Source organism: Paraburkholderia sp. UYCP14C, assembly GCF_004197395.1.
GTDB lineage: Bacteria > Pseudomonadota > Gammaproteobacteria > Burkholderiales > Burkholderiaceae > Paraburkholderia.
Window position 1 is genome coordinate 205982 of sequence record NZ_SELS01000005.1, and the last position, 18654, is coordinate 224635.

Sequence of the window (18654 nt, forward strand, 5' to 3'; positions counted from 1 at the left end):
GTAAGGGGCATCGGCACCTTTGGGCGCAAAACATGGAACAATGGCCCAGTTACTGACCCTGCGCGCCGCGCAGCGTCGACGCGCGATCCAGGAGGACGACGCATGACCAGCAGCAAGGCAAAGAAAACCAAACCCGCAGCGGCCGTCGAACGCCCGAGCCGCGAAGAAGCTGAGGCAGCCGTGCGCGTGCTGCTGCGCTGGGCCGGCGACGATCCGCAGCGCGAAGGCCTGATCGACACGCCGGCGCGCGTAACGCGCGCCTACGAAGAGTTCTTCGCCGGCTATCAGGTCGATCCGCGCGACATCCTCGCGCGTACCTTCTCCGAAGTGGACGGCTACGACGAAATGATCGTGCTGAAGGACATCCGCTTCGAGAGCTACTGCGAGCACCATATGGTGCCGATCATCGGACGCGCGCACGTCGCGTATCTGCCGAACCATCGCGTGGTCGGCATTTCGAAGCTCGCCCGCCTCGTCGATGCGTTCGCAAAACGGCTGCAGATCCAGGAAAAGATGACCGTGCAGATCGCCGATACGCTGAACGACGTGCTGCAACCCGCCGGCGTCGGCGTGATTCTCGAAGCTGCGCATCAGTGCATGTCGACGCGTGGCGTGCATAAGGCGGGCGTCACGATGGTCACGTCGCGCATGCTCGGCACGTTCCGCACCGATCCGTCGACACGACGGGAGTTTCTGTCCATCGTCGGAAATCCGGGCGTGGTGCCGATGCCCAATGCCTGATGGGGTGGACTCAAAGGCTGCTTGCGGTTCGCTGACGATGCAGCCCCCGCCCCTGCATAGCATGTGTGCGCCTCCGCGCACTCTCTTCAAGCCCGCCGGCAATCTTGCGGTGGGCACGCGGGGTTGACAGTTAGTTGCGTCTCGGTGGTTGAGGCCAATGCTCGACGCCGCCCGTCGGGACGCGCTGTTCCCTCACTGATCGTCCCGCCGCCCAATCCACACCACCCCGCCCCACGTGCACCGCACCACGCACCGTGCACAAACCATCGGCTATGCTGAATCCACGGTGCCGCGGGAACGCGCTTTGCGATTTACTGCCGGCGCACCATCCACGCGAGACTTTGCGCACGCATGCCGGCCCATCAGCAGCAACAGGAGCGCCTCAATTGGTCGAGTTTCCGTTGTCGGCGGTGTCAACCTGGGGCAGCGCGATCGTGTTCGTCAACGTTCTGCTGACGCGCCTCGGCGTACCGATTCCGGCCGTGCCGATGCTGCTGTTCGCGGGTTCGGCGATCGCCGCGGGCACCCTGTCGTTCTGGCCGACGCTAGGCGCGGCGGCGCTAGGCGCATTGATCGGCGACGGCACCTGGTTCGCGGCTGGCCGGCTATATGGACGCAAACTGCTCAAGTGGCTCGGCCGCCTGTCGCCCGCCGTCGATACGAGGCTCGAAACGGCGCGCTCTCTCTTCGAGCACTATGGCGTGCCGCTCGTGTCGATTTCGAAGTTCGTGCCCGGGCTCGGCCTGCTCGCGCCACCGCTGATGGGCACGACCGCCGTCGACATCCGCATCTACGCACTCTGGGATCTGGCCAGCGTGATCGCGTGGGCGGCGTTCTGGCTGCTCGGCGGCGCGGCGGCGGAACGCGAACTGCACATGCTGCGCGAGTTCGTCGAGCGGCGCGGCGGCACACTCGCCGACATTCTGCTTGCGGTGGCGTTCGTCTATCTGCTCCACCGGCTGTATCTGCGATACCTGGAACGGCGTCGGTACGCGCGAGCCGCATCGGCCCCAGCCGCGCCGACTCATGCCTCACCGGCGAGCGCCGCGTCGAGAATGGCGTGGCGCTGGCGTCGCCCCGGTCGCCTGAGCCGCACGGCGCCGTCGCGCGTGCTCGATGCGCGGCCCGGCGGCCCGCTGCTCGATCTACGACGCCGGATTCCCGACGCGCTCGCGCTCGATCCGCATTCGCCCGAGCAGATCGAGGGCGCGCTGCGCACCCACGACATGGTCATCTATTGCATCTGCCCGGACAGCGCGACCGCGCTCGAAGTCTCGCAACATATGCGCAGCAACGGCTACACGCGGATTCGCGCGCTGCGCGGCGGGCTCGATGCCTGGCAGCGGCGCGGCTTCCCGGTGGGCATGCTGGCTCACGCGGACGGTGCGGCTGCCGATCAACCGCGCTCCGCGTGGCGCGACGAAACACCCGCGGCGGTGACATTGCGCGGTTTCGCGCCGCGCAGTGCGGAGCGTGCCTGACTCGCGCCGCGTCGCGACGCCATGAGCCTGGCAAGGGTTCACGCACGCGTGCACGAACATCTGGCGTCAAAGCGCCGCGCCGGTACTCGAAGCCCCCTGCGCCGCCGAATACTCGTCCCACTGCGCCGAGCTGGTGCGATTGCGTCCCGCGTTTTTCGCCACATATAGCTGTGCATCAGCAGCGGCCAGCAGTTCCAGCCCGCTCGCGACATCCGTCGCCGTCGGCAACGCGGTTGCGCAGCCGACGCTCACCGTCACCGCCTGCGGCGCATCGTGTCCAGGCACGATGACCCGGTTTTCCACCCGACGGCGAATCTGCTCCGCGACCGCGAACGCACCCTGCGCGGTGGTATCCGGCAGCACCACCGCGAACTCTTCGCCGCCGTAGCGCGCAACCAGATCGACCGAGCGTCGCGCCACGGACGCGATGCAATCGGCCACCGCGACCAACACCTCGTCGCCGCTCTCATGGCCGTAGGTGTCGTTGAAACGCTTGAAGTGATCGATATCGATGAACAGCACCGACAGCGGCTTGTTGTCGCGTCGTGCGCGCATCCATTCGTCGTCGAGCCGCTTGTCGAGCACGCGGCGATTGCTGAGGCCGCTCAGCGGATCGGTCGCGGCTAGACGCAGCAGCGCGGCCTGCGCGCGCAGCTTGTCGCGCAGCGCGAACGCGAGCAGCCACGACACGAGCACGAACACCGCGCCGAACGCGACGGTCAGCACAGCGGCCACGTGGCTGCGATGCAGCCACGGCGCGAGCACGTCGTCGACGGCGGGCGCAATCGCCACGATCAGCGGCGTGCCCGGTACGTGCGTGTACGTGAAGATTCGCCGCACACCATCGAGCGGCGAGACCGATACGTAGGTACCCGAATCGTGCACGGTCATCGGTGCGAAGATCGGCAACTTTGCGACGTTCGCGCCGATCGCGCGCGCCTCGAACGGCTTGCGCGCGAGCACCGTGCCGTCCGCCATCACGATGAAAACCGAGCCCTGCTCGCCGGTGTCGATCCGGTCCAGCAGACGCTGGAAGTACTCGATGCGGATCGCGAGCAGCGCGATGCCGGCAAAGCGGCCTTGCGCATCGTCGATGCGCCGCGTCAGCGCGATCGACTGCTCGCCGCCGCGCAGCCGTGACATGAACGGATGCGAGAAATATAAGCCCGCCGCGGGATTGCGCTGCTGCACCTGAAAGTATTCGCGGTCTTCGAGATGGACAGTGGTATTCGCGCCGTTGTACTGCGCGGCGGCCACTTCGCCGTCGGCGCCGACTACATACGCACCACCGAGATAGGCCGCGGTGGTCGCGCGATCGAACAGCATCGCCTGGCGTGCCGGGACAGGAAGCGTCCATGTGACGGGATCGCGCGCGGCATCCACCATCGATTGCAAGGACAGGCTATAAATCTCGACGTTGCGCGCGAGATCCGCGGAAATGATCGACACGAGATTTTGCGAGGTCTGACGCGCATGATCGAGCATTTCGCGGCGGCCTTCGCCGACCTCCACCGCCGTCAGGATCGACATGGCCAACGCGACTAGCGTGCCGGCGACGCCGGCCACCCACGGGCGGTTGCCCACATAACGGGGCATCCCGGTTCGCGCGGCACGCAACGTATGGCGCAGCCGATGACGCAGCGAAAGCCCTTGCCGTGCCACGCTCCTCGCCTCCTTTCGCGGACCATTCTTGCGCACCGGCAGCGCGGTGCGCCGTGCATTCTGGACTGCGGACCCTCAGCGCTAGCGAGGACCGAACGCGCTCGTTCAGCCCAGTAGCTCCGACGCCGCGCGCAAGCGGCGTTTGCGTTTCCTGTCGAGCCAATCCAACGCGGCTTGCATGTGATCCGCGTCGGCAAGCGACGCGGCATTGTCGCGCAACAGCGCTTCGCTGGCGACGGTATCGTTGAGCAGGCCGAAGCGCTTCTGAATTTTTTTCAAGCGCTTGAGCGTGCGCTTATGGCTGATCTTAAGCACCGGCCCGAAAAACTCGAATAGATAGCGCAGCTTCTTGCCCGCTTTCCTGACATCGTGAAAGGCGGCGTAATTCGAGCGTTTCGCATGACGCGCGCGTTTGATGCGCTTTTTCAACTCACGCTCCGATGCCCCTATGCGTCGAGCGGCAAATTTGCGCAGCGCAATATCCGAATCGTGCGCGGCGTGCAGTTGCGCGGACGAGGTGGCCAACGCATTGCGCAGCAGATGTTTGACGTCGGCGTTCAATAGCGTCTCGCGGCTGGTTGCCAGCGTGTCGCGGCGCGCCTGCTCGAGTTTCGGCATCAGCGCTTGCGTGGCGTCGTCTTCCTGCTTGAGTAACTCGATCAGGATGTCCCAATCGCGCGTTTTACCCGCCGCCGTAGCGAGAAACTTGTAGACCGCGCGTTGGCGAGCGTTTTCACCCTTGTCGAGCAGCGGTGCGAACGCCCACCACAATGAACGCAAACGCCGCAGTGAAACGCGCAGTTGGTGCAGCGCTTCGGGTGACGCGTCGTCGTGCACGCCTTTGGCGAGTCCGATCGCTTCATCGACCAGCGGCGCGGCGTAGGAGGTAAAGGCCCGCTGTGCCGGCTCGTCGGCTATCGGCTCGTTGACTGTCTCGCTGTCTTGCTTCATCGACGCTCCTACGAAACATGACCGTACTCCAGCGTAGCAAAAATAGTGCTCACGGGGGATTCGTGGCGCATGTCAGCCGGCTTTCCCTGTCAACGTTGGCGCGTCGCGTCGGCAGCGTCTATCCTCGACCGGTGGGCTCCGCATGTTGCGCGGTTCGGCGATTGCGTTTACCTGGCGATGCAATGTGCACCACGGCAAATGCCGCAACCAGACCTTAGGAGGATGTATGCGAATACTCGTTGTCGGTGCGACGGGCCTGCTCGGCTCGCACATCGTGAGGCTGCTCGCCACCGAGCATGACGTGGTCGGCGCGAGCCGCAAGGGTTCCGAACTGCACGTCGACCTGTCGGACAAACGCAGCATCGAAGCGATGTATGTAAGAGCCGGCAACTTCGACGCGATCATCTGCGCGGCGGGTTCGGCGAAATTCGCGCCGCTCGCCGCGCTTCGCGACGAAGACTTTTCTTTTAGTCTTGCCAACAAACTGATGGGTCAAGTCAATCTGGTGCGCTGCGGCGCCGACCATCTGTCGCAAGGTGGCTCGTTCACGCTGACGAGCGGCGTGCTTGCGCAACAGCCGATGGAAGGAAGTGCGGCGGTCAGTATCGTCAATGCGGGTGTCGAAGCGTTCGCGCGCTCGGCCGCGCTCGAGTTGCGCGGCAAGGCCCGCGTCAATGTAGTAAGCCCGGGTTGGATCGCCGAAACGCTCGAATCGATGGGCCGCGATCCATCGCAAGGGGTACCGGCGGAAATCGTCGCGCAAGCCTATAAACGCACCCTGGGTGGCAGCGCAAGCGGCGAGGTAGTCAGCGCATCGTAAGCATATTCACGGCGCATTCGCCGCTTTTTTCATTTCATCACTTGCTTAGTCCGCTTCGGACATCTTACTATTCCCGTCCGCCATCCCGCGTAGTATTTACCGGCGTCAGCGGCGTAGCATAGGTCGCGCCGCGTCTGTTTTTCATGCACCCCATTGCCGTCACGCAGTTGTCATCATTGCGACACGTAGCGAAAGCAGGATCGAAAACTCTGCGACCACTTTTCTGGGGCTCACGTCATGCCGGAACTTTCGTATCCGCAACCAGGCGCCGCCAGCGGCAAAGGCCGTAGCGCAGGACTGGTTATTCTCGTCGCCCTGCTGATCGCGGGCGTCGTGTACTGCGGCATTCATCTGGTAGATGACCTGCAGTCCGTGCGCGAAAGCTCGGTGCTGCCGTATCTGCTGCTCGGCGTCGCACTGCTGATCGCGCTCGGATTCGAGTTCGTCAACGGCTTTCACGATACGGCCAACGCGGTCGCCACCGTTATCTATACGCACTCCCTGACACCGAATCTCGCAGTCGTCTGGTCGGGCGCGTGGAATTTTCTCGGCGTGCTGACCTCGACCGGAGCGGTCGCGTTCGGCGTGCTGCAACTGCTGCCCGTCGAGCTGATTCTGCAGGTTGGCAGCAGCGCCGGCTTCGCGATGGTATTCGCGCTGCTGATCGCCGCGATCATCTGGAATCTCGGCACATGGTCTTTGGGTCTGCCGTCTTCGAGTTCGCACACGCTGATCGGCTCGATCATCGGCGTCGGTCTGATGAATCAGATGATGCATGGTGCGAACGGCACGAGCGGCGTCGACTGGAATCAGGCGCTCGGCGTCGGCAAGTCGCTGCTGTTTTCGCCGATCGTGGGCTTTCTGCTGGCCGGCTTGCTGCTGCTGATCCTGAAGGCCGTCGTGCGCGTGCCCGCGCTGTATGCCGAGCCGAAGGGCAAGGAGCCGCCGCCGTTCTGGATTCGCTGCCTGCTGATTCTGACCTGCACGGGCGTGTCGTTCGCGCACGGCTCGAACGACGGCCAGAAAGGCATGGGTCTGATCATGCTGATCCTGATCGGTACGGTGCCTACTGCGTACGCGCTGAACAAGGCGGTCACCCCGGCGGAAACACAGAACTTCGTCGCGGTCGCGCATCAAACCGCGGCGGCGCTGTCGCGTTACACGCAGGGTGCGGCGCCTTCCGCGGATCCGCGCGCCGACGTCGAGGCCTTCGTGCGCACCCGTCAGCTGACGCCCGCCACGCTGCCCGCACTGCAGCAACTGACCGAGCAGATCGGCCGCCAGGTCGGCCAATCGGGCTCGATGGCCGCGGTGCCGCAAGGCATCGTCGACAACGTGCGCAACAACATGTATGTCACGTCCGAGGCGATCCGTCTGATGCAGAAGTCCAATCAGCCGCAGTTCGCACCCGAGGACGCGAAGGTCATCGCCAACTTCAGAACGCAGATCGATCACGCCACCAAGTTCATCCCGCCGTGGGTCAAGGTGGCGGTCGCGATCGCGCTGGGTCTCGGCACGATGGTCGGCTGGAAGCGCATCGTCGTGACGGTGGGCGAGAAGATCGGCAAGCAGCATCTGACCTACGGCCAAGGCGCGTCGGCTGAACTCGTCGCGATGGTCACGATCGGTGCCGCCGACGTCTACGGTCTGCCGGTGTCGACGACCCACGTGCTCTCTTCCGGCGTGGCCGGCACGATGGCGGCCAACGGCTCGGGTCTGCAATGGGCCACGGTGCGCAGTCTGGTCCTTGCATGGGTGCTGACGCTGCCCGTGTCGATCGCGCTCGCGGGCGGGTTGTACTGGGTATTCCGTTCGGTGTTCTGAGTCCGCCGATCCGGCGGAGCGAAGCACGACAAAAAGCGCGGTACGTCTTTCAACGTACCGCGCTTTTGCATCGGCCGCCTGGACGTTCAATACACTTCGGGCACGATCATCGTCTGAGGCACCGGCTGGCGGCTATAGTCCTCGTGATAGACCCGCGACGGCAAGTCGATCTGCGGATGCTCGATCTCGTGATACGGCACCTGGCTCAGCAGATGGTGAATGCAGTTCAGGCGCGCGCGCTTCTTGTCGACGGCCTGCACGACCCACCACGGCGCCTCGGGGATATGCGAGCGCTGCAGCATCACTTCTTTCGCCTGCGTATACGCTTCCCAGCGGCGCCGGCTTTCCAGATCCATCGGACTCAGCTTCCACTGCTTGAGCGGATCGTGAATGCGGTTCTCAAAGCGGATTTCCTGCTCTTCGTCGGTGATCGAAAACCAGTACTTGAGGATCTGCACGCCGCTGCGCGCCAGCATTTTTTCGAACTCCGGCACCGAGCGGAAAAACTCTTCGTACTCGTCGTCGGTGCAGAAGTTCATCACGCGCTCGACGCCCGCGCGGTTGTACCAGCTGCGATCGAACAGCACCATCTCGCCGCCCGCCGGCAGATGCGATACATAGCGCTGGAAATACCATTGCGTGCGCTCGCGATTGTTCGGCGCCGGCAACGCGGCCACGCGGCACACGCGCGGATTGAGACGCTGCGTGATGCGCTTGATCGCGCCGCCCTTGCCGGCCGCGTCGCGTCCCTCGAAGATCACGACGAGCCGGTGCCCGGTCGCGACGATCCAGTCCTGCAGCTTGACCAGCTCTCCCTGCAGCCGGAACAGTTCACGGAAGTACTGCTTGCGCGCCTCGCGATGCTCGGGGGTAAAGCCGGCCGGGCCGTCGATGATGCGGTCATCGACCTCCATTTCGAGTTCTTCGTCGTAGGCATCGATGAGGTCTTCCTCGAAACGGCGTTGCCGCTCCGCCATCAGTTCGGTATCAGTTCTCGGGTCCGGCTCTTTCATTGCGGCTCTCCTCGCAACAGGAATGGGATGGCGCGCGGCGGCTATAGCGCGACGCGGTCGCGTTCGATTATCGAAGCGCGAGGTGTCAGCCGTGTTACCGCGTGGGCGGGCGCCGCACATGCGTGGAACACCCATGATAGCCAGTTTTGCCGGGACTCCCGCCGCTAGCGCAGCGGCCGCGCGAAGCTCAGTTCGTGGCCGTCCGGATCGGTGATATGAAAATAGCGCTCGCCCCACGGCGCATCCGACGGCGCGAGCGACGGCTGCAAGCCCGCCGCCAGCGCCTTGGCATGGATCGCGTCGACGTCCGACACGTAGATGATCACGCGCCCCCACCAGTTGACCGGCGCGCGCGCATCGGCGATCAGGTTCAGATACGAGTTGCCGAACGCGAACGACGTGAAGGCCTCGCGCGGACCGCCGAACTTGAGGGGGAAACCGAGTGCTTCGTAGAACGCGACGGCGCGCTGCATGTCGCCGGTGGCGAGCGTGATCGCGCTGAGGGACTCGATGCGTGGATCTGGCTGCGGGGGTTGCGGCGCTGAAGCGGTAGATGCGGACATGAGGGGGTCTCCGTGGCGCGTGGGTAGCGGCCGAAAGCGGGCGGCGGCACGGCCATGCCCGGCAGCATTCGACGGCTCGCTCGGAAAAGTGTCTCACACGCGGCGGCAGTCAGTCCGGCGCCGCGCCCGGCACACTCGGAACGCCTTCGGATGGATGGCCTTGAAAACCCGCGCGGCGCCCCGCATCTCGCAGCCCGTCTATCCGGAGCATCGTTATGGGAAGCCGTCCACGCTTCATCGATGACCTGTCGAGCGCCGCATCCGACGCCCCCGGGCCCCAATCCACCGAGCTTTTGACTCACGACGACGACGCGCTGCTCGACGCCTACTCCCGCACCGTGATCGGTGCACTGGAGCGTGTCCAGCAGGCGGTCGCGTTTATCGCCGTCGAACACCGGTTGCCCGGCGCCGCCGCCGCGCACGGCCGCGGCGCGCGCGGCGGCACCGGCTCGGGCTTTCTGTTCACGCCCGACGGCTATCTGCTGACCAATAGCCACGTCGTGCATGGCGCGACCCACATCCAGGTGACGCTGGCCGACGGCGCGAAGTTCGACGCCGATCTGGTCGGCGACGATCCCGGCAGCGATCTCGCGGTGCTGCGTATCGGTTCGCCGGAGCCGCTGCCGCATGTCGAACTCGGCGAATCGTCGAAGCTGCGCGTCGGACAGATCGCGATTGCGGTCGGCAACCCGCTCGGTCTGCAGCAGACCGTGACGACCGGCGTCGTTTCGGCGCTCGGCCGGTCGCTGCGCTCGAACTCCGGCCGCATGATCTATGACGTGATCCAGACCGACGCGGCATTGAATCCGGGTAACTCGGGCGGCCCGCTGATCAATTCGGCGGGTCAGGTGATCGGCGTGAATACCGCGATCATTCCCGGCGCACAGGCCATCTGTTTCGCCACCGCGATCGATACCGCGAAGTGGGTCATCATGCAGATCTTCGCGCACGGCCGGGTGCGGCGTGCGTATATCGGCGTGGCCGGCACGACGACGCCGCTGTCGCGGCGCGTGCAGCGCTACTTTGGGCTCAGCACGCAAAGCGGCGTGCACGTGATGGAGATCGTCAAAGGCAGTCCGGCCGCGCTCGGCGGCTTGCGCACCGACGACACGATCGTCGCGATCGACGCGCAGCCGGTGCAGGATGTGGACGGTCTGCAACGCACGCTCGATGCTTCGCGTATCGACAAGCCGGTCAGCGTGACGGTGTTGCGCGGCGCGCAGCGGGTGGAGTTGACGGTGACGCCGGTGGAGCAGGCGGGGTGAGGATGGACTGCGCGGGGCAAACAGCGGGGTGGATCGTCATACGACACCCTACTTCAAACCCTACATGCAACTCTACAATAATGAGACAAAAACCTTATAAATCAATCCATTGAACGATATAATCCTCGCAGTCTAACCCTACATCAAACCGTACAGTCCGCTATGACGACCGTCGTCTCGTTCGAACCGTTGTTTCCTGAGGATCGTGTACTGGATCCGCTGATCGAGCGTACGACCGAACTGGTCAATTCATCGCAAAAGCTCCTTGCCGTAAGCCGGACGCCATTTGCCGCAGCGCTCGTCCCGCAATTGCGGGCGATGAATTCGTACTACACGAATAAGATCGAAGGCCAGCACACCACGCCAGCCAGGATCGAGGCCGCTCTCAAACGCGACTATTCAGCCGATGTCGCCGAGCGTAAAAAGCAGCGCCTTGCGATGGCGCACATTGCAACCGAGTCCTCGCTCGAAGAGGAGTGGGATTTGCTTGCGACACCCGCTCTGTTCGACCCCGAACGACTGACAACCATCCACGAGCGATTTTTTTCCTATTTGCCGGCCGCTGAGCGATTTACCAGCGAGGGCGAACCAATCGTGCCTGGCGAGCTTCGAAAATTGGACGTCACAGTCGGACGCCATCTCGCTCCCGAACCCGAGATGATCGCGCCATTGCTCGACGCATGGGCCAAGCGATATGCGCGTCTACAGATCAAGGACTACCAGTTGATCGGCATCGCCTGCTCGCATCATCGGTTGGCATGGACTCACCCGTTTGCAGACGGCAATGGCCGGGTGGCGCGTCTACATTCACATCTCGCTTTACGATCGGCCGATCTAACGCATGGTCTGTGGTCGCCGCTTCGCGGTCTCGCACGCGAGCATGAGCAGTACTACGCGAGATTGAGCGAAGCCGACCAGACGCGCCGCAATGACCCCGATGGCAGGGGCAATCTGTCCCAGGAAGGTCTCGTGCATTTCGCGCAGTTCTTTCTCGACTGCTGCCTGGACCAGGTAAGCTTTATGGTTCGCATGACCGAGTTCGATGGCATTGCGGATCGCCTGCTCGATCTATTGCGTTACCTCGATTCCAATCCGTGGATGATCGGTTCCGAAAAATCGGTGATCAAACCGGAGGCCTCGGCACTGGCGATGGAATTCGTGGCCACGCGGCGTGCAGTCACGCGCGCCGAATTCAATCAGATGCTTGGCGTAACCGATGTCCTGGCTCGCCGTATTACGCGCTCTCTACTTGATATTGGACTGCTCGACTCGCCGTCGCATCGCGGTAGTCTTTCATTCGGGCTCCCATTGAAAAGCCTGCGCTTTCTATTCCCGAGACTATGGCCCGAAGTCGATCAGGACTAGGCCGACGGTCGAAGGGAAGGTTGGACCCGCCCCCCTGGCGAACCACCCGCGCTCCTCAAGCGCATCGCACCGAGCGCATCCATATCAAGGCCTACGCCCGCGCGCGACTACCCCGCGCGATCTCATCGCCCGCGTCTCGCGGCAGGCGCCGCGTAATCGGAATCGACAGGCACGAGAACAGACCGACCACCAGAAACGCCGGCCAGAAATCCGAGAACACGATGTTCGGATGCCCTTGCACACGATGCGAAATCTGCAGCACGATGCCCGAGATCGTCACGCCGAGGCCGAGCGACATCTGCTGGATGACACTCGCGACACTCGTCGCGCGGCCGACGTCGCTGCCCGGAATATCCGCATAGGCGAGCGTATTGAGCGACGTGAATTGCAGAGAGGGAAAGAAGCCGCCCACCAGCACGATGCTCCAGATCACCCAATGCGGTGTGCCGGGAAAGAACAACCCGTACACGGCGATCGCGAGGCCAGCGCAGGCGGCGTTGACCATCAGCACGGTGCGAAAGCCGAAGCGTTCGAGAATACGCGACGCCACCGTCTTCATGAAGATCGAGCCGAACGCGGACGCGCACGTGATCGCGCCGGCCCTGAACGCGGTCATGCCGAGCCCTTCCTGCAACGCGAGCGGCAACAGGAACGGCACGGCGCCAAGACCGATACGAAACAGCGAACCGCCGATCACGCTCGCGTGAAAACTCGGGATTCTCAGCAGACGCAGATCGAGCACCGGCAGCGCGACACGGCTGGCGTACAGCACATAGAGCAGCAGCAGCACGATGCCGGTCACGCACATGCCGACCGATGCTGCCGTCGACACCAGTTCGCCGCCGACCAGCGAGAGCCCGAGCATGAACAGCGAAGCCCCGCTCGCCGACAGCACGAAGCCCACCCAATCGAGCCGGCCCGGATGCGGCTCGCGCGTATTGGCGATGTACTTGTTGGTCAGCCAGATGCCGAGCAGGCCCATCGGCACGTTGATCACGAAGATCAAACGCCAGTGCAGATAGGTCGTGATGAAGCCGCCGAGCGGCGGGCCGACCACCGGCCCGAGCAACGCCGGCACCGACAGATAGTTCATCGCGCGAATGAACTCCGACTTCGGCAGCGAACGGAAGATGATGATGCGGCCCACCGGCACCATCAGCGCGCCGCCGATGCCCTGCACGAAGCGCGCGAGCACGAAGGTGTCGAGCGAAGTGGAGGCCGCGCACAACAGCGAGCCCGCCATGAAGATGCCGATGGCCGTGCGGAACACGGTGCGCGAACCGAAGCGGTCGGCGACCCAGCCGCAGATCGGGATGAAGACGCCAAGGCCGATCACATACGCGGTGACCGCCAGCTTCAGCGTGATCGGATCGTGACCGAGGTCGCGCGCCAGAACCGGCAGCGACGTCACGATGACCGTGCCGTCCACGTTTTCCATGAACATCGCGCACGCGACGATCAGCGGAACGATGAAAGCCCCTAAAGCGAGCAGCATAGTCATGACGACGGGCGGCCAGCCATCAATGGAAAGCGTCGATTATGGCATCGCGGCGGCAACAAATGTTGTTGCGCAAGGGGATTTCGCGGCGCGCGGTCCTGGTTCTCGCGCGCGGCACGCACGCCTTTAGCGCGCTACGCTGACGTCAGCGACGACCAGTCGCGCTTGCCGAACACTTTCGACACCACGCCGAGCAGCCGGCCGAACAGGCCGCGCCGCTGCGCGAAGTAAAACGCGGCGATCAGCGCGCCGAGCACGCCGGTCGCGATCAGCGTTGCGGTTCGCAGGTCGTGAAGCGTGCCGTGCGCGGCGTACGCGCCGAACATCGCGAGGCCGCCGAGCGCGAACACGATTTGCGCGAGCGCCTGCCAGGTCGTGCTGACGGTGATCGCGGCTGCTGCGTCGCGCAGCAGCATGCCGCGTTGCGACAGTTGACGCACCATCACCACCGGCCCGCCAATCTGTCCGGCGGGCAGCAGGCTATTCACCGATTCGCCGATCCAGCGCGCGAACAGCGCATCGCGCAGCGACGGATCAGCTCGCGCGGCGCTCGTCGTGCCGCTCGCTGGACCTCCATGCTCAGCGTCACGCGACGGCTCTCCGCGTTTGAACAGCACCGCGATCGCACCCGCATCGAGCACGAGCGGCACCACGTGGAACGCGGCGACGACCGCGAGCCCCCAGCCGGCCGCGAGCAAGGTCGACGCCACCGAACCGAAGCCTTGCCAGGCGAGCAGGCCGACGAACAGCGTCGAGCCGATCGCCAGCAGAAGCACAGCCGCGCGACTCATGCGGCGCCCTTGCCGCGCGAGGCCATCTGACGGAACACCTGGCGGAAACCGAAGTACGGGATCGCGTCCTTCATGTTGGAAACGAAGCGGCGCCACAGCCGCATGTTCGGATCGGTGACGTATTCGAACGTCAGCGACACACGCATCTCGTTCGGGCCGGCCGGCGTGATGCGATGGCGCAGCTTGTCGCCATCGAAAAACACGAGGCCGCCCGGCGGAATCTGCACCGAGCCCGGCTGGTCCGGCACCTCCGGATTGCGCGTGTGCAGTTCGTAGTCGAGCCGGCACGACGATTCGTCGATCACGCCGAGCAGCAGCGTGTAGCGGCGTCCGTCGTAATACGAAGGATCCTAGTGCCAGCCGATATGGTCGCCCGGGCGCGTGTAGTAGTAGAGCGCGTACGCGTGCGGATCGTCGGCGGGCGACACCTGCAGCTGGTCGCCGCTCAACTGCTCGAGCCAGCCGATCAACTCCTTCGAGCGATATAGCTCGGCGATGAACGGCGCGAGACGATCGATCGTCCGGCGGCTCACACTGCCGCCCTGCTTGTGGCCCGGCAGATAGTTGCGGTTCACTTCGTCGAGCAGCGACCGCGCGCTGTGAATCAGCCGCGCGGTAACTTCCGGCGCGAGGACATCTTCCAGATAGAGAAACGCGTCCTGCGCGGTGAAGTCTTTACGCAGACGCGCGTTGTCGAACGTGCGGGTACGGCTCGCGACCGCGCGGTCGGCGTCCGGCGCGGGCATGAGTGCCACCTCGGGCGCGCCTGATGACACAGGCGAGATCACGTCGTCCTCGGCGTGCAGATTCATTCGCTGGCCCCCTGTTGACTGGTTTCGCAAGCGTCGGCGGTCTCAGCCGCGAGGCGAGCGGTCCGGCGCGCGACACGCCAGTAGTCGATCACCACCCATGCGGCGAACAGCGGCGCGCCGATCGATGCGACCACTACGAACGGCGCGACGACGTTCGTCAGCGTGACGATGGGCAGCAGGTACAGCACGTCCTCCGTTTCGAAGCCGCCCACCGACGCCTGCTGCGTGCGGGCCTTGCCGACCCTATCCTCGATTCGCATACGCAAAAAGAAGATCAGCGCAACCGCCACACCCGCCACCGCGCCGAGCACGCGAGGCGCAAGCTTCAAAGACTCGATTTGCGTGGCACCGGCACCGATGCCCATGCCGACGAACAGCATCACGGTAACGAGCGCATCGCAGGCAAGATCGTAAAAATGACCGATACGGCTCGAGTTGCCGCCGACCGGCGCGAGTTCGCCGTCCGTGTGATCGACGAAATTCGACAGGACGATCAGAAGTGCGCCCGCCTTGGCCCACGCGAATCCCCCGTGCGCAAGGCACAGCGCGCCTGCGATACCGATCAGCAGTCGCAGCGTGGTCAAATGGTTCGGGGTAACCCAGGTATCGACAAGCGGTGTCACGAGGCGGCGGGCGAGGCGGGCATCCCACGTGCGCGGCGGCGGGACGTTGATTGGAGGCCGGGGTTGCGAATGCACAGGCCGGAAATATATGCGGGATTCTGAAAGCTTGCTGTCATGCCGTACGCCTCTCTGCCATTTGCAAATTCCGTTCGTGTGTCCGTCACGCAGCGGAACTCGCCGAATCGCTGTAAAGTGCGAATCCAGTTGTGCCAGTCACGTGGAATCTGTTCGATGTGCAGTACCGCTTGCGCCTTCCGGCAGTTGGCGCGACGGTTGCTAGTCCACGACATCGACTGTCGACGCCCGCCTACGCTCATGAACCGTCTTTTTGCCGCTCTGCTGTTTACCGCAGCCGCCGCGCTGCCGCTTTCTTCGTTAGCCGTGGAGCTCGACGCGCCACTGGTATGCAATGAGAGCGGCCATCAGTTCATTGCCGATCTGATGCAGCAGCAGCTGATCAACCCGAAGCCGACGCACGTCGAAAGGAATTCGATCAACGCGTTCTCGCCGATGCCCGATGCGCATCTGACCGCGTTCGGTTTCCGCGTGTTCGCGGTGGTCGGCTTTGAAAAGGACGACCCGATGTTCCGGGTCGGCGACGGCGAACCGGTCGCGCAGTCCGCGTATGGCGTCGTCGTGTTCGGCAGCGACGACAAGGTAAAAAGCGCGCTCGAGAACGCCGGCAGCACGGCGATCATGCATCACGTCGCGCCGCTCATCACCGCGATTTTTTGCAAGCGCAGCTAGGGTTTGGCGCGGCCCAACGAACCGCTTCGATCCACCCAGGTTGGAGCTCGCAAGCCTGGGCGGGCTGACGTCTCTCGATCAGCGAAGCCCCGGCGACCACTTATCCCGGCCGACGAAACCCATTTGCCACCCACGCCGCGGCGCTCGCCTTGCTGAGCTTGAAGTTCGGCGCAACCTGCACTTGCGCGATCTGTTCGCCGAAAATATCGAGCGCACTCAACAGGGCGTACGGCTCGTCTTCGTCGGGAACGATGTCGAGCGTGATGTCGATTTCGTCGTTGCCGTCCGCGCTCGGCACGCGCACCGCCTTGTGCAGTTGCGCGCGCAGCTGCTGCTCGTGACGACGCAGCACTTCCGCCGCCGTCTTGACGAGCGTGTTGAACGCCGATACGTCGAGCGGCTTCGGATCCTTCTTGTTGCGTCCCATCGTCCACGGTCCGACGAGCGCGGGCTCCGCCTCGCCGTCCTTGATCATTTCGACGGCCCAGCCTTCGTCGTCTTCGTTCTTGATGATGCGCGCGGTCCAGCCGTTGTCGCGCCACAAACGCTCTTCATGCACGCTGTCGTCCGGTGCGGACGAGTCGTCGGCCTGGTACCCGGTATTCGTGTCGGTCGAGGGAAAGGGCGTGTCGTTCATCACAGGTTCACTCACTTCGCGGGGCGCGAAAACAGATTTCGAACCCGCAATTCTACCTGCCCAGCCCGCTCCACCCAGCTCACTCTGACGAACGGACAAGGCGCGTTCGGAACGGCGAAACCGCCCCGCCGGGCGAAAAGTTCCATTTGCTCAGGTACACCCGTGTATAAATCCGCCTTAAATGTCACAAAAAAAACGCGGCTCGAAAGCCGCGTGTAAAAATGAAAAAGACACCCTTTGGTCGAAGGGGTCAACTGAAATTATAAGTGGCATCCCACCACGATTTAAGGCTTTCTTCGGAAGACTGCGTTGCGCAAAACAGTGGGAATCAGCGCACACGGCGTCATCAACCTTCTGTTGCTCTCGCCGCGGAGCCCTGTGCCGCAACCGTCCGACAACAGCGCCGGGCTCGACAGCGGCTCCGTCCAATCATCGTTAAAATAATTCATTTTGCGGGCCCGCATTTACGCGATTAATTCAGATAATCGCACATTCGTAAATAAACCGTTTCAAGACGTGCAATTAAATATCTGCATAGCGACAATTACACCACCCTGCGAATCGACAGTCGACGACACGATCACGTCGCGAATTTATTCATGGGCCTTACGGGTTGCCGTCAGCGCAATGAACGCATGGCCGCGCTAGTGACGACGTGGACGCAGGCTCGGTATACTGCCCCGGCCGCCGTGCGACGCAGCGCAACCGCGCCGTCCGCACAGTAGCTTCGTCGCGAAGCATCGCGCTGTCTTTCAGCGCATCGCGCTTCGCCCGTGCCTCACCTTCCCATGCATGACCGGGAACGCCGACGATCGGATCATGAAAAGACCCTTCCTGCTTGTCCCCGCTGTCGCCCTCACCGCCACCCTCGCCGCTTGCGGTTCGTCCAGCGGCCCCGCCGCGCACGATGCGTCCGCGCCGCTCGTGTATGTGTCGTCGACACGCACACCTGCGTCCATCGCCGCCTGCCTCGAAGAACACCTGTCACGCGTGCGTGTCTCGCACGCCGGTGCCGCGACCGAACTCGCGGTTGGCGCCGATTCGCACAACTCGTACTTCGTCACGCTGACGCCGCTCAACGGCAGCACGGTCGTCAAGGTCGTGCATCCGGACAATGCGCCCGACGATCCGCCCGAAGAGGAAATGCGTTTCGATATCGCGCGCTGCGCGACCTGAGCGGCGCTTCGCACGGGAACGCCGTGCACGTGATGCAGGTGATGCACTGAAGGCCGACGCGCGATTTTTTTATCTCGCGCACCGGCTATTTTTTTATCCGCTCATCTGCGAATATAGCCGCCCTTTGTTTTTCGCGCGGCACGCGTGCCGCGAGTGTCGATGGCATCCAGCAAAGCGCATCATGCGACCGGTTTTGCGGCCGGCATCATCGCGGCGGCGATCGTCGCGCGCAGCGGCGGCGGGCCGTTTCATCCGGGTGTGCTGCTCAGCTTCATCGCCGGCGTGGCCGGCAGCACCGCGCCGGACTGGCTCGAAGTCGCATGGTGGTCGCGCGCGCGGCGGCTGTGGATTACGCATCGCACGTTGACGCATTGGGGCATCGGCTGGCTCGCGCTGCTCGCGGTGTCGTATCACATGCTCGGACATTCGATTTACGCGGCGCCCGCGTTCGGCTTCGCGTGCGGCGGACTGATGCATCTGCTCGCGGACTGGCCGAATCCGCTCGGCGTGCCGTGGATCGCCGGGCGACATTCGTTGAATCTATGGAATAGCGGGCACTGCGATCTGATCGTCGTCGCTGCGTCGTGGGCGGCCGCCTGGTTCATCGGCGAGCATGTGTGGCTGCATGGCGTGCATGCGTTGCCGTGGTTGCGCCATTGGCCGATCAGCTAGGCGCAGCGATGCA

The 18654-nt window shown here is 63.9% G+C and carries 16 protein-coding genes and 2 pseudogenes; 9 read left to right on the forward strand and 9 right to left on the reverse strand.

Annotated features, from left to right (window positions below):
• Nucleotides 1-102: 102 nt before the first annotated feature.
• Nucleotides 103-741 (forward strand): GTP cyclohydrolase I FolE, encoded by a 639-nt coding sequence (gene folE / locus EVC45_RS06660; protein WP_129957225.1) that lies wholly within the window; start codon nt 103-105, stop codon nt 739-741.
• A gap of 386 nt (nt 742-1127) precedes the next feature.
• A complete protein-coding gene (locus EVC45_RS06665) occupies nt 1128-2222 on the forward strand; it encodes a VTT domain-containing protein (RefSeq protein WP_129957226.1) in 1095 nt (364 codons plus the stop codon).
• Between the two features lie 66 nt (nt 2223-2288).
• Here EVC45_RS06665 and EVC45_RS06670 read toward each other — a convergent pair whose 3' ends face one another.
• A complete protein-coding gene (locus tag EVC45_RS06670; protein WP_129957227.1) occupies nt 2289-3884 on the reverse strand; it encodes a diguanylate cyclase in 1596 nt (531 codons plus the stop codon).
• Between the two features lie 105 nt (nt 3885-3989).
• Nucleotides 3990-4835: a CHAD domain-containing protein gene (locus EVC45_RS06675; RefSeq protein ID WP_129957228.1), complete on the reverse strand. Its 846-nt coding sequence runs from the start codon at nt 4833-4835 to the stop codon at nt 3990-3992.
• 226 nt (nt 4836-5061) lie between these two features.
• Between EVC45_RS06675 and EVC45_RS06680 the strand changes: the two genes are divergently transcribed.
• Both EVC45_RS06680 and EVC45_RS06685 read left to right on the forward strand, forming a co-directional pair.
• Complete coding sequence (locus EVC45_RS06680; protein ID WP_129957229.1) at nt 5062-5655, forward strand: short chain dehydrogenase; 594 nt, start codon at nt 5062-5064, stop codon at nt 5653-5655.
• Between the two features lie 237 nt (nt 5656-5892).
• Nucleotides 5893-7479, forward strand: coding sequence for an inorganic phosphate transporter (locus EVC45_RS06685; RefSeq protein WP_129957230.1), 1587 nt, complete (start codon nt 5893-5895; stop codon nt 7477-7479).
• An 86-nt stretch (nt 7480-7565) separates the two neighbouring features.
• On the opposite strand, the gene ppk2 is transcribed toward EVC45_RS06685, so the two are convergent.
• Nucleotides 7566-8492 (reverse strand): polyphosphate kinase 2, encoded by a 927-nt coding sequence (gene ppk2, locus EVC45_RS06690; protein WP_129957231.1) that lies wholly within the window; start codon nt 8490-8492, stop codon nt 7566-7568.
• Between the two features lie 164 nt (nt 8493-8656).
• Nucleotides 8657-9055 (reverse strand): glyoxalase/bleomycin resistance/extradiol dioxygenase family protein, encoded by a 399-nt coding sequence (locus EVC45_RS06695; protein WP_129957232.1) that lies wholly within the window; start codon nt 9053-9055, stop codon nt 8657-8659.
• Nucleotides 9056-9270: 215 nt separating this feature from the next.
• Here EVC45_RS06695 and EVC45_RS06700 point away from each other — a divergent pair, with 215 nt between their 5' ends.
• Together EVC45_RS06700 and EVC45_RS06705 are read left to right on the forward strand one after the other, a co-directional pair.
• Nucleotides 9271-10320, forward strand: coding sequence for a S1C family serine protease (locus EVC45_RS06700; protein ID WP_129957233.1), 1050 nt, complete (start codon nt 9271-9273; stop codon nt 10318-10320).
• Between the two features lie 162 nt (nt 10321-10482).
• Entirely contained in the window at nt 10483-11685 is a 1203-nt protein-coding gene (locus tag EVC45_RS06705) for a Fic family protein (RefSeq protein WP_129957234.1), read from the forward strand.
• 91 nt (nt 11686-11776) lie between these two features.
• Here the strand turns inward: EVC45_RS06705 and EVC45_RS06710 are convergent, their stop codons facing one another.
• The 4 genes and pseudogenes from EVC45_RS06710 to EVC45_RS06725 all read right to left on the reverse strand — a co-directional run bounded on the left by EVC45_RS06710 (nt 11777) and on the right by EVC45_RS06725 (nt 15484).
• On the reverse strand, nt 11777-13180 hold the full coding sequence (locus tag EVC45_RS06710) for an MFS transporter (protein ID WP_129957297.1): 1404 nt from the start codon (nt 13178-13180) through the stop codon (nt 11777-11779).
• A 143-nt stretch (nt 13181-13323) separates the two neighbouring features.
• A pseudogene (locus EVC45_RS06715) lies at nt 13324-13974 on the reverse strand (lysylphosphatidylglycerol synthase domain-containing protein); the annotation flags it as partial.
• Nucleotides 13971-14786: pseudogene (locus tag EVC45_RS06720) on the reverse strand (2OG-Fe(II) oxygenase). The pseudogenes EVC45_RS06720 and EVC45_RS06715, both read right to left, overlap by 4 nt.
• Complete coding sequence (locus EVC45_RS06725; protein ID WP_129957235.1) at nt 14783-15484, reverse strand: CDP-alcohol phosphatidyltransferase family protein; 702 nt, start codon at nt 15482-15484, stop codon at nt 14783-14785. Before EVC45_RS06725 ends, EVC45_RS06720 begins: the two are co-directional and overlap by 4 nt.
• A 240-nt stretch (nt 15485-15724) precedes the next feature.
• On the opposite strand from EVC45_RS06725, the gene EVC45_RS06730 reads away from it, so the two are divergent.
• Entirely contained in the window at nt 15725-16156 is a 432-nt protein-coding gene (locus EVC45_RS06730) for a hypothetical protein (RefSeq protein ID WP_129957236.1), read from the forward strand.
• 100 nt (nt 16157-16256) lie between these two features.
• On the opposite strand, the gene EVC45_RS06735 is transcribed toward EVC45_RS06730, so the two are convergent.
• Nucleotides 16257-16793, reverse strand: coding sequence for a hypothetical protein (locus EVC45_RS06735; protein ID WP_129957237.1), 537 nt, complete (start codon nt 16791-16793; stop codon nt 16257-16259).
• Nucleotides 16794-17585: 792 nt separating this feature from the next.
• Here EVC45_RS06735 and EVC45_RS06740 point away from each other — a divergent pair.
• Nucleotides 17586-17969: a hypothetical protein gene (locus EVC45_RS06740; protein ID WP_211193380.1), complete on the forward strand. Its 384-nt coding sequence runs from the start codon at nt 17586-17588 to the stop codon at nt 17967-17969.
• 159 nt (nt 17970-18128) lie between these two features.
• The gene (locus EVC45_RS06745) at nt 18129-18641 is read left to right on the forward strand and encodes a metal-dependent hydrolase (RefSeq protein ID WP_129957239.1); all 513 of its coding nucleotides are present in this window, start codon (nt 18129-18131) and stop codon (nt 18639-18641) included.
• The last annotated feature ends 13 nt before the right edge of the window (nt 18642-18654 follow it).

Excerpts from the sequence above, each read along its gene's own strand:
- folE (WP_129957225.1), top strand. The coding sequence starts at position 103 with ATGACCAGCAGCAAGGCAAAGAAAACCAAACCCGCAGCGGCCGTCGAA.
- EVC45_RS06675 (WP_129957228.1), bottom strand. The coding sequence starts at position 4,835 with ATGAAGCAAGACAGCGAGACAGTCAACGAGCCGATAGCCGACGAGCCG.
- EVC45_RS06680 (WP_129957229.1), top strand. The coding sequence starts at position 5,062 with ATGCGAATACTCGTTGTCGGTGCGACGGGCCTGCTCGGCTCGCACATC.
- EVC45_RS06685 (WP_129957230.1), top strand. The coding sequence starts at position 5,893 with ATGCCGGAACTTTCGTATCCGCAACCAGGCGCCGCCAGCGGCAAAGGC.
- ppk2 (WP_129957231.1), bottom strand. The coding sequence starts at position 8,492 with ATGAAAGAGCCGGACCCGAGAACTGATACCGAACTGATGGCGGAGCGG.
- EVC45_RS06695 (WP_129957232.1), bottom strand. The coding sequence starts at position 9,055 with ATGTCCGCATCTACCGCTTCAGCGCCGCAACCCCCGCAGCCAGATCCA.
- EVC45_RS06700 (WP_129957233.1), top strand. The coding sequence starts at position 9,271 with ATGGGAAGCCGTCCACGCTTCATCGATGACCTGTCGAGCGCCGCATCC.
- EVC45_RS06705 (WP_129957234.1), top strand. The coding sequence starts at position 10,483 with ATGACGACCGTCGTCTCGTTCGAACCGTTGTTTCCTGAGGATCGTGTA.
- EVC45_RS06710 (WP_129957297.1), bottom strand. The coding sequence starts at position 13,180 with ATGCTGCTCGCTTTAGGGGCTTTCATCGTTCCGCTGATCGTCGCGTGC.
- EVC45_RS06730 (WP_129957236.1), top strand. The coding sequence starts at position 15,725 with ATGAACCGTCTTTTTGCCGCTCTGCTGTTTACCGCAGCCGCCGCGCTG.
- EVC45_RS06735 (WP_129957237.1), bottom strand. The coding sequence starts at position 16,793 with ATGAACGACACGCCCTTTCCCTCGACCGACACGAATACCGGGTACCAG.
- EVC45_RS06740 (WP_211193380.1), top strand. The coding sequence starts at position 17,586 with ATGACCGGGAACGCCGACGATCGGATCATGAAAAGACCCTTCCTGCTT.
- EVC45_RS06745 (WP_129957239.1), top strand. The coding sequence starts at position 18,129 with ATGGCATCCAGCAAAGCGCATCATGCGACCGGTTTTGCGGCCGGCATC.